This is a genomic window from Rhizobium sp. LARHSG275 (assembly GCF_052871115.1).
Window position 1 is genome coordinate 35542 of the sequence record NZ_JBIXJN010000033.1, and the last position, 13245, is coordinate 48786.

General features: G+C 62.2%; 16 protein-coding genes and 1 pseudogene. 8 read left to right on the forward strand and 9 right to left on the reverse strand.

Going from position 1 to position 13245, the window contains the following annotated elements; genetic code table 11:
* Positions 1–4: 4 nt before the first annotated feature.
* The 4 genes from ACIPSK_RS30755 to dnaN all read right to left on the reverse strand — a co-directional run bounded on the left by ACIPSK_RS30755 (position 5) and on the right by dnaN (position 3367).
* A complete protein-coding gene (locus tag ACIPSK_RS30755) occupies positions 5–586 on the reverse strand; it encodes a histidine phosphatase family protein (protein WP_162115455.1) in 582 nt (193 codons plus the stop codon).
* Between the two features lies 1 nt (position 587).
* Positions 588–1187 carry a phospholipid N-methyltransferase PmtA gene (gene pmtA / locus ACIPSK_RS30760; RefSeq protein ID WP_162115454.1) on the reverse strand — a complete coding sequence of 200 codons (600 nt, stop codon included), beginning with the start codon at positions 1185–1187 and terminating at the stop codon, positions 588–590.
* A gap of 95 nt (positions 1188–1282) precedes the next feature.
* Complete coding sequence (locus ACIPSK_RS30765) at positions 1283–2194, reverse strand: DUF72 domain-containing protein (RefSeq protein ID WP_162115453.1); 912 nt, start codon at positions 2192–2194, stop codon at positions 1283–1285.
* Between the two features lie 54 nt (positions 2195–2248).
* Positions 2249–3367 (reverse strand): DNA polymerase III subunit beta, encoded by a 1119-nt coding sequence (gene dnaN / locus ACIPSK_RS30770; protein WP_162115452.1) that lies wholly within the window; start codon positions 3365–3367, stop codon positions 2249–2251.
* Between the two features lie 93 nt (positions 3368–3460).
* On the opposite strand from dnaN, the gene ACIPSK_RS30775 reads away from it, so the two are divergent.
* From ACIPSK_RS30775 to ACIPSK_RS30800, 6 genes are all read left to right on the forward strand, one after another.
* On the forward strand, positions 3461–3631 hold the full coding sequence (locus ACIPSK_RS30775) for a hypothetical protein (RefSeq protein ID WP_168724646.1): 171 nt from the start codon (positions 3461–3463) through the stop codon (positions 3629–3631).
* Positions 3628–4545, forward strand: a complete 918-nt coding sequence (rsmI, locus tag ACIPSK_RS30780; protein WP_162115451.1) for a 16S rRNA (cytidine(1402)-2'-O)-methyltransferase — start codon at positions 3628–3630, stop codon at positions 4543–4545. Before ACIPSK_RS30775 ends, rsmI begins: the two co-directional genes overlap by 4 nt.
* On the forward strand, positions 4535–4903 hold the full coding sequence (locus ACIPSK_RS30785) for a YraN family protein (RefSeq protein ID WP_162115450.1): 369 nt from the start codon (positions 4535–4537) through the stop codon (positions 4901–4903). Before rsmI ends, ACIPSK_RS30785 begins: the two co-directional genes overlap by 11 nt.
* A 115-nt stretch (positions 4904–5018) precedes the next feature.
* Positions 5019–5522, forward strand: coding sequence for a cupin domain-containing protein (locus ACIPSK_RS30790; protein WP_162115449.1), 504 nt, complete (start codon positions 5019–5021; stop codon positions 5520–5522).
* Positions 5523–5607: 85 nt separating this feature from the next.
* Positions 5608–6555 (forward strand): glutathione synthase, encoded by a 948-nt coding sequence (gshB, locus tag ACIPSK_RS30795; protein ID WP_162115448.1) that lies wholly within the window; start codon positions 5608–5610, stop codon positions 6553–6555.
* 269 nt (positions 6556–6824) lie between these two features.
* On the forward strand, positions 6825–8357 hold the full coding sequence (locus tag ACIPSK_RS30800; RefSeq protein WP_162115447.1) for a YifB family Mg chelatase-like AAA ATPase: 1533 nt from the start codon (positions 6825–6827) through the stop codon (positions 8355–8357).
* Positions 8358–8514: 157 nt separating this feature from the next.
* Here the strand turns inward: ACIPSK_RS30800 and cysK are convergent, their stop codons facing one another.
* Together cysK and ACIPSK_RS30810 are read right to left on the reverse strand one after the other, a co-directional pair.
* Entirely contained in the window at positions 8515–9477 is a 963-nt protein-coding gene (cysK, locus tag ACIPSK_RS30805) for a cysteine synthase A (protein ID WP_162115446.1), read from the reverse strand.
* 144 nt (positions 9478–9621) lie between these two features.
* On the reverse strand, positions 9622–10239 hold the full coding sequence (locus ACIPSK_RS30810) for a LysE family translocator (RefSeq protein WP_162115445.1): 618 nt from the start codon (positions 10237–10239) through the stop codon (positions 9622–9624).
* A gap of 230 nt (positions 10240–10469) precedes the next feature.
* Here ACIPSK_RS30810 and ACIPSK_RS30815 point away from each other — a divergent pair, with 230 nt between their 5' ends.
* Positions 10470–10988, forward strand: coding sequence for a Dps family protein (locus tag ACIPSK_RS30815; protein WP_162115444.1), 519 nt, complete (start codon positions 10470–10472; stop codon positions 10986–10988).
* A 43-nt stretch (positions 10989–11031) separates the two neighbouring features.
* On the opposite strand, the gene ACIPSK_RS30820 is transcribed toward ACIPSK_RS30815, so the two are convergent.
* A complete protein-coding gene (locus tag ACIPSK_RS30820) occupies positions 11032–11946 on the reverse strand; it encodes a DMT family transporter (protein WP_170257355.1) in 915 nt (304 codons plus the stop codon).
* A gap of 99 nt (positions 11947–12045) precedes the next feature.
* Here ACIPSK_RS30820 and ACIPSK_RS30825 point away from each other — a divergent pair, with 99 nt between their 5' ends.
* The gene (locus ACIPSK_RS30825) at positions 12046–12510 is read left to right on the forward strand and encodes an Lrp/AsnC family transcriptional regulator (protein ID WP_162115442.1); all 465 of its coding nucleotides are present in this window, start codon (positions 12046–12048) and stop codon (positions 12508–12510) included.
* An 86-nt stretch (positions 12511–12596) separates the two neighbouring features.
* Here ACIPSK_RS30825 and ACIPSK_RS30830 read toward each other — a convergent pair whose 3' ends face one another.
* A complete protein-coding gene (locus ACIPSK_RS30830; protein ID WP_246709579.1) occupies positions 12597–13091 on the reverse strand; it encodes a hypothetical protein in 495 nt (164 codons plus the stop codon).
* Positions 13092–13133: 42 nt separating this feature from the next.
* Positions 13134–13245, reverse strand: a pseudogene (locus ACIPSK_RS30835) (IS630 family transposase); the annotation flags it as partial.

The window sequence follows — 13245 nt, forward strand, 5'->3', positions numbered from 1 at the left end:
GAAGTCACCCTTGCCAGTCTTCGATGGGTGTCCAGTCGCATGATAAGCGGCGATCCGCAAGGCCGAAAGCATAGAGATTGCCGCCGCCGCCGGGCTGGTCGCGGTCACGGCCGATCGGCCTGCCCGCCAGGTGGCATTTGAGCAGCGTGCCGACGCCGCCATGGCCGACAAAGGCGATCGGCGCCGTCGCATCATGCGTGGCAAGAACGGCATTAACGGCCTCGACGATGCGGGTCTGCGCATCGACGGCGCGCTCCCAACCCTTGAAGCTCTGCTCCGGATGCGCGAAGAACCAGTTGGCGGCTTCTTCGAATTGCGGCGGTGGCAGGAAGCCGGTGGCGGAGCGGTCGTTCTCGTGCATGCCGTGCACGACCTCGACGGGCACGCCGGAAGCTTCCGCCAGTATTTCGGCCGTCTCGATCGCCTTCGTCTCGTCGCTGGAGACGATGCGCCGCAATTGCCTCGCCCAGCCGCTCTCGGCCGCTTTGCGGGCGCGCGCCGCGCCGACATCGGAAAGCCCCCATTTCGGCACGGGCACGTTGGCATCGATCCTGACTTGCGGATGGGTAATGTAGATCCCGAACATCTCAGCCGCGCTTATAGATCCAGAGCTGCGCCGGCGGAATATTGCGCATGACGAAATCGAAATGCTGGATATGGTAGCGATCGGGATTGGCGGCGATCGGCGAGATCGCGCCATAGGAAATCTGCACCACCGGCCGGCCGGCAGGCAGGCGATCGAGCAGGCTTTCAAGCAGCGAGATCCGCATCGCCATCGGGAAATTCAGCAGCGGAATGCCCGAGACGACGGAATCGAACATCTGATCGGTGAAATCGCCGAGCGTCTTCTGCAGATCGAAGGCGTCGCCGTTGATAAAGTGTACGCCGGGATAGGTCCGCTTGAGATGTTTATGAAAATCCGTCGAATATTCGATTGCGACGAGATTTTCCGGCCGGACGCCGCGGCCGAGGATGGCCTTGGTGATGGCGCCCGTGCCCGGTCCAAGTTCAAGCACCGGCAGCCCGGAATGGATATCGACGACGCTTGCCATGCGCTTCGCCGTGATCGAGGAGGTCGGCACGATCGAGCCCACCGTCTTCGGCCCCTGCATCATTCCCCGGAAGAAGCGGATCTCGTCGTCGAACCTCTTGCCCAGCCGTTCCTTCACCTTGACCCGTAAGCTCATTCTCCACCCATCCGCATGTTGATCGAATGCCTTAATATGCCGCTTGTCGCTTAAGGGACAAGGATTTTCGCAACAAGGATATCGACATCAACAGCTCATGCGGCTTTCGGCGCCGAACCCGGCATGAGGTCGGCAAGCCTTTCGCTCAAATGATCGGCGTCGACGGGCGCGCGAAGCTTCACGTCGGTATTGTCGAAATAGAGATAGACGTCGCGGCCCTTGTTGCGCGCCGGTACGGGCGCCAGCACCCGCGTCGCATTCTCCGGTTCCCCGCCCGTGGCCCAGGCGCGGATGCGTTGTGCCCACATGTCCAGCGCCTCGTCCTCGTAGCCGCTGACATAGAGCTTTTCCGAGCCATGCAGGCGGCAGTAGATGAAATCGGCGGTGATATCCATCAGCAGCGGCCATTGCACCGTATCGGCGCAGACGAGGGCGACCTTGTGGCGCCTAAGCATCTCGATAAAAGCGGGTGCGCGGAAGCTTTCGTGGCGAATCTCCAGCGCATGGCGGATCGGCTGATGTCCGTCGCATGTAAGCCAGGCCGGTGCCTTGATATGCCAGTCGTGCCGTCTCGCCAGCGCGATCGCCGCGTCGCGGGTGTGCGGCAGCAGCGACAAAAAGCTTTCGAACAGGGATGGGTCGAAGACCATGTTCGGCGGGAATTGCCAGAGGATCGGCCCGAGCTTGGGGCCGAGCCGCAAAACGCCGGAGGCGAGGAAATTGGCGAGCGCCGTCTGGATATCCTGCAGCCGCAGCATATGGGTGATGAAGCGCGGTCCTTTGATCGCGAAGACGAAATCATCCGGCGTTTCCTCGCGCCAGCGGCCGAAGCTTTCGGGCCGCTGCAATCCATAGAAAGTGCCGTTGATCTCGATCGACCGGAAGTGCCGGGCGGCGTAGGAAAGTTCCTGCTTCTGCGGCAGGTCCTTCGGGTAGAATTGACCGCGCCAGGGCGCATAGGTCCAGCCGGATACGCCGATGCGCACCGTTGCCGTCTTTTTGGTCATGGGATCCTCCATTTTGACAGGAGGAAAAACGGCAATGGGCGGCCTTCGTTCCGGTCAGACGCGCATCGGCATCAGCACGTAGAGCGCATCGTCGCCCGCCGTGTCGCGGATCAGCGTCGGCGAGCCGGCATCGGCAAGCAGGAAGATCGCTTCCTCGCCGGAAAGCTGGGCGGTGATGTCGAGCAGGTATTTGGCGTTGAAGCCGATTTCCATCGCATCCGTGTCGTAGCCGACGGCAACTTCCTCCGTCGCGCTGCCGGAATCCGGATTGTTGACGGTCAGCATCAGCTGCCCCTCGGAAAGCGCCAGCTTGACGGCGCGGCCGCGCTCGGAGGAGATGGTGGAGACGCGGTCGACGGCCTGGGCGAAACTCGTGCAGTCGACGCGCATTTCCTTGTCGTTGCCGGTGGGGATGACGCGCTGATAGTCCGGGAAGGTGCCGTCGATCAGTTTCGAGGTCATGACGATCGAGCCGATCGTCAGGCGGATCTTGGCGTCGGAGACCTCGACGGTCACCGTCACCTCGGGATTGTCGACCAGCTTCTGCAGTTCGCCGACCGTCTTGCGGGGAATGATGATGCCGGGCATGCCCTCGGAGCCGGAGGGCGCATCGACATCGGCGCGCGCCAGCCTGTGGCCGTCGGTCGCAACCGCCCTGAGTTTCAGCTGGCCGTTACTCTCGATCGTGTGGAAGAAGATGCCGTTCAGATAATAACGGGTCTCTTCCGTCGAGATCGCAAACTGGGTGCGGTCGATCAGCATCTTCAGATCGGTCGCCTTCAGCTTGAAGGAATGCGTGAAGGTGCCGGCTGTGAGATCCGGAAAGTCCGATTCCGGCAGGCACTGCAGCGAGAATTTCGAGCGGCCGGATTGCACGGTCATTGAGCCGCCATCGGTGCTGGTGGCAAGCAGCACTTCCGAGCCGTCGGAGAGCTTGCGCACGATATCGTAGAGAAGATGGGCGGGAACGGTGGTGGCGCCGGGCTGCTCGACGCTTGCCGGGGTCGCCTCGGTGATTTCGAGGTCGAGGTCGGTCGCCTTCATGTCGAGCTTCTGGCCGTCGGCCTTGAGCAATACGTTGGACAGGATCGGGATCGTGTTGCGACGTTCGACCACGCGGTGGACGTGGTTCAGCGATTTCAACAGGTTTGACCGCTCAATAGTAATACGCATGGGATGCTACCGCTTTCGACCGTGACTGTCCGGGCGCGTCGAGCACCCGAAGAATGCTGTCCCGGCCTGAAGCCGGGGGAGTGGACGGGCAAAATGGCAGACTTCAGCATTGCTTTGCAAGAGGCATGGACGCCGGCGCCCCTGCATTTGCGGTTTTCCAGAGCAATGCTCACAGAAATCCGAACCCTTGCCGAAGCGGTGCGGCTCGCCCATAAAGGCTTCGATGCCGACGACGAGCCGGCGGGACGAAAGCAAATGGCATGACTGAGGAAACCACAGCGGACGCCGCCAGCCGGCGAAGCTTCCGCCTGCACAATATGGCGGTGCCGGCGCGGCCGCTGGAGCCGGCGCTCTATCTCGTCGCCACCCCCATCGGCAATCTCGGCGACATCACCCTGCGCGCGCTGGAAACGCTGGCCGGCGCGGATGTGCTCGCCTGTGAAGATACGCGCGTCACCCGCGTGCTGCTCGACCGCTACGGCATCCAGAACCGCCCTTTCGCCTATCACGAGCATAATGCCGATGAGGCTGGCCCAAGGCTGCTGCAGGCGCTCGAAGCTGGCCGCTCGGTGGCGCTGGTTTCCGATGCCGGCACGCCGCTGGTCTCCGATCCCGGTTATCGGCTGGCGCAGCAGGCGATAACGGCAGGTTACCGCGTCATTCCCATTCCCGGGGCGTCGGCCCCGCTCGCAGCCCTTGTCGGCTCCGGCCTGCCGAACGATGCCTTTCTTTTCGCCGGTTTCCTGCCGGCCAAGGACAAGGCCCGCCGCGACCGTCTGGGTGAACTTGCTACGGCACCCGCAACGCTGATCTTCTTTGAATCGCCGCACCGCATCGGCGCAACGCTTCTCGCCGCCGCCGATGTGCTGGGCGCCGCTCGGCTCGCCTCCGTCTGCCGCGAGCTGACCAAGACCTATGAGGAGTTCCGTCGCGGCACGCTTGCCGACCTTGCGGCGCATTATCAGCAGGTGGAAAACGTCAAGGGCGAGATCGTCCTCGTCATCGGTCCGCCGGAGCCGATCGAAACTGATGCGGCCGATGTCGAAGCCATGCTGGCCGACCTGTCGAAGTCGATGCCGACGGCCAGCGCCGCGACCGAGGCCGCCCGCCTCACCGGCTTGCCGCGCAAGGTGCTCTACCAGCGCCTGCTGGAGATCAAGAACGCTGATGGGCGATAGTGATCTCACCGCCATCAGAAGGAAGGCGCTCCGCCGGGGCCGCATGTCGGAATATGTCGCGGCCGTCTTCCTGATGCTGAAGGGCTATCGCATCCTGGCGCTGCGCCATCGCACCCGGCTCGGCGAGATCGATATCATCGCCCGCAAGGGTGATCTCGCCGTCTTCGTCGAGGTCAAGGCCCGCCATGGCGAGGCCGCGGCAGTCGATGCCGTCTCTACCGCCGCACAGAAGCGCATACGGGCGGCAAGCGATCTCTGGCTCGCCCGTCAGGCGGATCAGGTCCGCCTTTCCCAGCGTTATGATATCGTCGCAATCATGCCCGGCCGATTGCCGCGGCACTTTATTGATGCCTTCTGACCTCCTTTCGACCCCATTGGATTTCCGGATCGTTAAACTTTTAGTCCCCGCGTGAACCAGGTTCTTACGACTCTCTGCTACCCCCTCGGTAGGGATAACAATTGGGGGTTGTTTCATGGCCTGGAAGCTGATGCTTGCAAGTGCGGTCGCCACGGCCGCGCGCTCCGTGCCGTATGTCGTGGCGAAGCCGGCCGGAAAATCCTTCGTCGCACATGCGAGCGATCTACTGCCGCTGAAATCCACGCCGATCAATCCGGACTGGATCGTCAGCGGCAATCCGCAGGCCCGCACCGCCGAACATTCGCGCGGCCATGACGAGGCGTCACTAACGGCGATCTGGGATTGCACGGCGGGCGAATTCCGCTGGTATTTCGGCTGGGACGAGACGGTGATGATCCTCGAAGGCAAGGTCCATATCACCGCCGAGGACGGCACCGAACGAACGCTCTGCGCCGGCGACGTTGCCTTTTTTGCCGGCGGAACCTGGGCGAGCTGGCGGGTTGACAATTACGTCCGCAAGGTCGCCTTCCTGCGCAAGCCCTTCCCGAAGCCCTTGGCGATCGCCTACCGCCTCCGCAACATGCTGCGCAACGGCGGCAACCAGGGCATCGCTGCCTGAAAACCGCGACCGGAAGCCCTTGATTGCCCGTTGCGTTTGATATCTGGCCGACCTACATCTGTCCGGCATTCAGCGAGGGATGGAAATGGCCAAGATCACCAATGTAGCGGTCCAGATGGACCATGTCGCCGGCATCAATATCGCAGGTGATTCCACCTTCGCCATGAGCCTGGAAGCGCAGACGCGCGGCTACAGGCTCTTCCATTACACCCCCGAGCGCCTGAGCTTTCGCGACGGCAAGCTTTATGCCAGCGTCGAGCCGATGGTGCTGCGCGACGTCAAGGGCGATCACTTTGAACTTGGCGCGCCGGAGCGCGTCGATCTCTCGACTATGGATGTCGTGCTGCTGCGCCAGGACCCGCCCTTCGACATGGCCTATATCACCTCGACGCATCTGCTCGAGCGCATCCATCCAAAGACGCTCGTCGTCAACGATCCGGCCTGGGTGCGCAACTCGCCGGAAAAAATCTTCGTCACCGAATTCTCCGACCTGATGCCGAAGACGCTGATCACCAAGGATGCCGACGAGATCCGCCGCTTCCGCGACGAGATGGGCGATATCATCCTGAAGCCGCTCTACGGCAATGGCGGCGCCGGCGTCTTCCATTCGACCCGCGACGATCGCAACCTCTCTTCGCTGCTCGAAATGTTCGGCCAGCTTTTCCGCGAGCCCTTCATCGCCCAGCAATATTTGCCTGACGTGCGCAAGGGCGACAAACGCATCATCCTGGTCGACGGCGAATTCGCCGGCGCCATCAACCGCGTGCCGGCCGAACACGACAGCCGCTCCAACATGCATGTCGGCGGCCGCGCCGAGGCGACCGAGCTGACGCCGCGCGAACAGGAAATCTGCACCCGCATCGGCCCGGCGCTGAGGGAACGCGGTTTCCTGCTCGTCGGCATCGATGTGATCGGCGATTACATGACCGAAATCAACGTCACCTCGCCCACCGGCATCCGCGAGGTGAAGAAATTCGGCGGCGCCGATATCGCGAGCCTGCTTTGGGACGCGATCGAGCGCAAGCGCGGCTGAGCCTGCTGCCCATGACCGTTCTGGTCCCGCGGCCGAGCGCAACCAAGGTCACAACGAATGCCTGACTACGTTCTTTGATTGTTCTTGTTTTATTCCGGCGTCCATGCCAGATTGCAACCGCTGGCCTTAATGCCTGTCGCCCAAAAGTGCGAAACGGTTTTGGGGCCACGACATGCATCAAATAAAGACCTGAAGCGCATCGCATCGATGCGACGCGCTTCAAGGGTCGGCGGGCGGTATCGTAGAGTTTGCGGCAAGGGGATGGGCATATGGTCGCGCGTGTCAGTACGGTGGCATTTCAGGGCATCGAAGGTGTGCCGGTCGAGGTTCAGGTCATGGTCGCGCCCGGCAAGGTCGGCATGCAGATCGTCGGTCTGCCCGACAAGGCGGTTGCCGAAAGCCGCGAGCGCGTGCAGGCGGCCCTCCACGCCTCCGGCCTGGCGCTGCCGGCCAAGCGCGTGACCGTCAATCTGGCGCCGGCCGACCTGCCGAAGGAAGGTTCGCATTTCGACCTGCCGATCGCGCTTGCCCTGATGGCGGCGCTCGGCGCCATTCCCGCCGATGCGCTGTCGGATTTTGTCGTCGTCGGCGAACTCAATCTCGACGGAACGATCGCCGCCATCTCAGGCGCGCTGCCGGCGGCGATCGGCGCTAATGCGCTCGGCAAGGGGCTGATCTGCCCGGCCGAAAGCGGCGCCGAAGCCGCCTGGGCGGGCGCCGAGGTCGATATTCTCGCCCCGCGCAGCCTGATTGCCCTTGCCAATCACTTCCGCGGCACGCAGGTCCTCTCCAGGCCGGAGGCGTCGATCCGCGCCAATGCCGCAAACCTGCCGGATCTTGCCGAGATCAAGGGCCAGGAAAGCGCCAAGCGCGCGCTCGAAGTGGCGGCCGCCGGCGGCCATAATCTTTTGATGGTCGGTCCTCCGGGCTCCGGCAAATCGATGCTGGCGGCCAGGCTGCCGTCGATCCTGCCGCCGCTTTCCGCCGCCGAGCTGCTGGAGGTGTCGATGGTCCATTCGATCGCCGGCCAGCTCTCCGGCGGCAAGCTTTCCGATCGCCGGCCCTTCCGCACCCCGCATCATTCCGCCACCATGGCGGCCCTCGTCGGCGGCGGGATACGCGCCCGCCCGGGCGAAGCGTCGCTTGCCCATCACGGCGTGCTGTTTCTCGACGAGTTTCCCGAATTCACGCCGCAGGCGCTCGATGCGCTGCGACAGCCGCTCGAAGGCGGCGAATGCGTCATTGCGCGCGCCAACCACCGCGTCTCCTATCCGGCAAAATTCCAGCTGATCGCGGCAATGAACCCTTGCCGTTGCGGCATGGCCGGCGAGCCGGGCCATTCCTGCGCCCGCGGCCCGCGCTGCATGAGCGATTACCAGGCCCGCATCTCCGGCCCGCTGATGGACCGCATCGATATCCGCATCGACGTGCCGGCCGTCTCCGCCGCCGATCTCATCCGGCCGATGGCCGCCGAAACCAGCGCCGACGTCGCCCGCCGCGTCGCCCGCGCCCGCGAGATCCAGCAGGAGCGCTTCGAAAGCGCAGGCGCAAAAGGCATCGGCACCAATGCCCGCTGCTCAACCGCGATGATCGAGAAACTGGCCGAGCCCGATGCCAGCGGCCTGCAGCTGCTGCGCGACGCCGCCGAAAAGATGAAATTCTCCGCTCGCGGCTACCACCGTGTCCTGAAGGTCGCCCGCACGCTGGCCGATCTCGACGGCAAACCGACCGTCGGCCGCATCCATCTCGCCGAAGCGATTTCCTACCGGATTGCTGGGGAGAGATTGACGGCGGCGGCGTGAGGATAGAAGCGAATAGGAGTACGAATAGGGAATAGTTAGCTAATTGGCTTGCCTGAATGCCAAACCCATTCGCATCCTATTCGCTATTCGCTATTCGCTATTCGCTATTCGCTGTTCGCTATTCGCTATTCACTATTCACTATTCACTATTCGCTATTCAGCTCCCAAGCCCTTCAAACAGCGCCGTCGAGAGATACCGTTCCGCGAAGGAGGGGATGATCACGACGATGTTCTTGCCGGCATTCTCGGGACGGATGCCGACCTTGATGGCGGCGGCTAGCGCCGCACCCGAGGAGATGCCGACCGGCACGCCTTCGAGCCGGGCGACCAGGCGCGCCTGTTCGAAGGCCTCGTCATTCGTTACGGTGACGACCTCGTCGTAGATGCCGGTATCGAGGATCTTTGGCGCGAAGCCGGCGCCGATGCCCTGGATCTTGTGCGGGCCGGGATTGCCGCCGGAGAGGATCGGCGAATCGGCCGGCTCGACGGCGATGATCTTGATCTCGGGCTTGCGGCTCTTCAGCACCTGTCCGACGCCGGTGATCGTACCGCCGGTGCCGATGCCCGAGATGACGATATCGACCGTGCCTTCGGTATCATTCCAGATTTCCTCGGCCGTCGTCTTGCGGTGGATCTCCGGATTGGCCGGGTTTTCGAATTGCTGTGGAATGACGGCATCGGGAAGCGAGGACGCCAGTTCCTCGGCCTTGGCGATGGCACCCTTCATGCCCTTCGGTCCCTCGGTCAGCACCAGCTCGGCGCCGAGCAGCGCCAGCATCTTGCGGCGCTCGACCGACATCGTCTCCGGCATGGTGAGAATCAACCGATAACCCTTGGCGGCGGCGGCAAAGGCAAGCGCGATGCCGGTGTTGCCGGAGGTCGGCTCGATCAGCACCGTCTTGCCGGGGGTGATCTTGCCCTGGGCTTCGAGGCTTTCGATCATCGCGACGCCGATGCGGTCCTTGACCGAGGCGATCGGGTTGAAGAATTCGAGCTTGCCGATCAGGTTCGCCACGACGCCCTTTTCCCGCGCCAGCTTGTCGAAGCGCACGAGCGGCGTGTCGCCGATGGTCTCGGTGATCGAAGAATAGATGCGGCCGCGGCCGGGCTTGTGCGACATGGTGCTCTCCCTTTGAAATCCAGCTCCTGAAATCGAAGGGGAGAATAGGGTCAAAGGCCGTTCTAGGCCAGACCGCGTTCGACCTGGAGGAGCGGTCAGGAGAGAAAAAAACCTTTGAAAACCGTTTCTTGCCGAATGTTTATTTCAGGCGGCCCGCGTGGCGATGAAGGCGGCCGTGCCGGCGAGAATGCCGGCGGCAACCCGGTTCAGCGCCTGCAGGGCGCGCGGCTGTTTCAGCATCGTCCGGGCCCGCGAGGCAAGCAGCATATAGGGCACGAGCACGACGATCAGCACGACGAAGGTGACGGCGAGCAGGATCGCATAGTCTCGCAGGCCGATATTGCCGATGTCGATCAGCGTCGGCACCAGGGCGACATAGAAGAGCATCGTCTTCGGATTGCCGAGCGTCACCAGCAGGCCGGAGAGGAAGGATAGGCCGATATTGGTGGATTTGCGTGCCGTGATATCCTGCGGCAGCAGCCCCGCTGTCCAGAGTTTCCAGGCAATGTAGCCGAGATAAAGGGCGCCGGCGATCTTAATGACGATGAAAACCTCGGTGAAGGTCTGCGCCACGAAGGCAAGGCCGAGAATGACCGCCGTCAGATAGGTCATGTCGCCGAGCACCAGGCCGAGACCCATGAAGAAGGTCTCGCGGAAATTCGAGCCGAGCGCGCGTGCGACGATCGCGGTAATCCCGGGTCCGGGAATGGCCGCGGCGATGAACAGCGCTCCGGCATAGGTGATCAGGACGGTGAGGCTCATCTTCTTAACCCTCAGGGTTCAACCGCCCATCTATAGGCAAGCGCTGCTTCCTCATCAATGCATTGGCGCTGATCGGTCCATAACCATAAGGAATAGGTCTGCTGGACCATGATCTACTTGGAAAGCGACCAGGCCTTGCTATTTCTCTCTCTGCAAATGCGCGATCAGCGCGCCCGCCGCGGTTTCCCGGCCGGTGACGCTGGAGATTTTCATCACCAAGGAGAGATTAAATGTCCCATACGCCGGCCGAAGCCCGCAGACTTTCGCCACTCAAGACGCCGTCCAGCCTGTCGACCAACGCCATTACCGATATTTCGGCGGCGCTGACCGCACTGCTCGCCGATGTCTTTACGCTTTATGTGAAGACCAAGAATTTCCACTGGCACATGTCCGGCCCGCATTTTCGCGACTATCATCTGCTGCTCGACGAACAGGCGGAACAGATCTTCGCCATGACCGACGACATTGCCGAGCGTGCCCGCAAGATCGGCGGCGCGACGCTGCGCTCCATCGGCCAGATCGCTCGCCAGCAGCGCCTTTCGGACAATGACGCGGATTTCGTCACGCCCGAGGACATGTTGTCGGAACTGCGCGAGGATAACGCTCAGCTGGTTTCGCTGCTGCGCGAGGTGCATGGCCTTTGCGACGAGCATAATGACGTCGCGACCGCCAGCCTGATCGAGAACTGGATCGACGAGGGCGAGCGCCGCACCTGGTTCCTGTTCGAAACGACGCGCCCGCAGAGGTAATGTCGGCCCGGGCGTCTCAGCCCTCCCTATCGGAACGCCCGGTTCAGCTCTCCAGCGCCCGCGGCCGCAGCCAACGCGGCGTCCAACCGAGATTCATGCCGGCGGCGGCAAGCAGGATGATCGCGGCACCGGCGATCTGCATCGGCTGCAGCGCGTGGCCGAAGGCCAGCCGGTCGACCATGATCGCCGCGATCGGATAGATGAAGGACAGGGCGCCTGTCAGATGCGTCGGCAGCCTCTGGATCGCGCCATAGAGCAGCACATACATCAGCCCGGTATGGACGACGCCGACGGTCACCAGGATCGCCCAGCCTCCTGCATCTTGCGGCGGATTTGAAAAGTCCGTGATCGGCGCCAGCATCAGCATGCCGGTGGCGACCTGGATGAGCGCGATCAGATGCGGCGGCGTGCCTTTCAGCCATTTCGCAGCAAGGGCGGCGAGCGCGTAGAAGAAAGCCGCACCGAGCGCCATCAGGATGCCGAGGCCGTAACTGTCAGAGGCCGCCCCGCCTGCCCCCGGTTTTGCCTCGACGATGGCAATCATGCCGGCGAAGGCGAGTGTCAGCCAGAACAGCTTGGTGGCGGTGATCTTCTCGCCGAGAAAGAGCGCGCCGAGCACCAGCAGCATGAAGGGCTGGGTGTTGTAGACGGTCGTCGCGATCGAGATCGTCGCATGAGAATAGGAGGCAAACAGCAGCAGCCAGTTCAAGACGATGGCGATGCCGCCTGATATGGCGATGCCGAAGGCGCGCAGCGTGATGATGCCGGGCCGCAGCAGCCCGAGAGCGCCGCAGATGACCAGCAAAGTGACCGCGCCGAACAGGCAGCGCCAGAAGACCACCCCGCTGACCGGCTGACCCGACATGACGACGAACCAGCCGATGGTCCCCGAGATCAGCATCGCTGCCGTCATTTCCGCCGTGCCTCGTCTAATGTCGCTGCCCATGATTGCCTCCATTTTGGTGGCAGAAGAATATTGCGACGGGAGGCGATTTTATATAATAATAAGAAAGAAAATAACCGACTTGGCCTAATCATAATAGGAAAATATATCGCCATGGCTAATGATGTGCAATCGCTCGACGAAATCGATCAGGCCATTCTGGAGGCGCTGGCCGGCAATGCGCGGATCTCGCTGAAAGAACTGGCGCAGCAGGTCGGCCTGTCCTCACCGAGTGCCGCCGAGCGTCTGCGCCGGCTGGAGGAGCGCGGCGTCATCAAGGCCTTCACCATCGATCTCGATCCCGCCGCCGTCGGTTATCCCCTGCAGGCGATCGTGCGCGTGCGTCCGCTGCCGGGACAGCTGCACATCGTCGAGCGGATCATCCAGGACATTCCCGAAATCATCGAATGCGACAAGGTGACGGGCGAGGATTGTTTTATCGCCCGCCTGGTCATCCGCTCGATGGCCGACCTCGACGGCATCCTCGATAAGGTCGCCGAAAGGGCGGAGACCAACACCGCGATGATCAAAGCCTCTCCCGTCAAGCGCCGCCTGCCACCGCTTTCACGGAAAAGGTAGGTATTGGCTGAACAGGAGCCCTGGAAATTTGCCATCGACGGCGCCTCGCGCGGAAATTCGAGGCGGCATCGGCCAATCCGCGGTCCTTAGTTCCCTTCCTTGAGAACTCCTCTCAGGCATTTCTCAAGCTGATCTTTTTTATCGACGACAGATCGGCATTCGCGAATGGCATATGCTGCCGCCATTTCGGCATTGCGTCTGAAGCCGGGAATGTCCCCGGCGCGATATGTTGGAGCAACCCCACCGAAAGGTCCCTCAATTCCGATCGACTGCAGCAACACTGAGTAAAGGCAGCCTACCGGATTAATATCACGGTCAACGATCACGTTGATAACCGGGTATCCTTTTCGGCGCTCATGGTAGCATTCTAATGTGTCCGGCTTGCTTCGAAGCATGTCTATATCGTGCACTGCTATCTGGCCCAATTTTGCCAGCTTGACCGCATCACGATCAACGAATACTTCGACGGTCTGGGTGTTTGACGGCTGGTTCTGATCACCGAAAGGGGCATATGGCGCTCCAACTGAGTAATCTATCGACTGGCTGGCGTTGAAATTGAGACGAACGTCTGCGTAAGCCATCAGCCCAAAAAACGCGCGGAAAAACTCTAGAGCGGGATTGTTTTATGTCCGTTCATATCCGGCTTCCTTGAAGTAGTTTTGGCACTCTTTCGGCGAGACGGTTTGAAGGGTGGCTGCCAGCGCGTCGTCGATGGCCTGTCGGGTTCGAGCCTGC